1 protein-coding gene is annotated in these 554 nt (G+C 43.9%); it reads right to left on the minus strand.

The window, feature by feature from the left end:
• A partial coding sequence (locus R8O11_RS30395; protein WP_318195285.1) for a DUF2982 domain-containing protein occupies positions 1 to 473 on the minus strand: 473 nt, incomplete at its 3' end.
• Positions 474 to 554: the final 81 nt, after the last annotated feature.

Raw genomic sequence — 554 nt, forward strand, 5'->3', positions numbered from 1 at the left:
AGCACCATATCTTCAAATTTCTCTTCACAATGGTTCTGCCTTGCGCCCAAATACAACAAAGCGCGTTGGCTAAGTAAAATCTCCGTCGCGATACGCGGGCAAATTGCATCAAGATAAGGGGAGTAGTGTTTCAAGCGGATGCCTATCCACGGGAGCGGTTGATGCCAACCGTCTTGTTGATAAGTGCATATACCAATGGACTCAATATTTCGCCAACGGACAACCCAACCGCCTTTAAACAGGTGTTGTTGAAAGTGCGAGGCGGTCAGTGTGAAAGTGACTTGGCTTTTCTTAATCATCAGGACGGCGAAACCGACGATGATTGCCATCAAAATGACGGAAAGCATTGCTTGTTTCCAACCCGGAGAAATCACGACAAGAAATAGTGTAATGAGCGCTACCAGCAACAAAATCAATCTGTTGATTGGCGAATCAGACTTGAAGTGTGAATTTGTTAGATGCAGCGTTTCCATGCTCATACCTCAATGAATACTCCAAATAAAATCGAGATTTCTTGATATGCAGCTTGATGCTTTTAATCAAAACGAAACCTC

It is taken from the genome of Vibrio sp. 1288, from assembly GCF_033344475.1.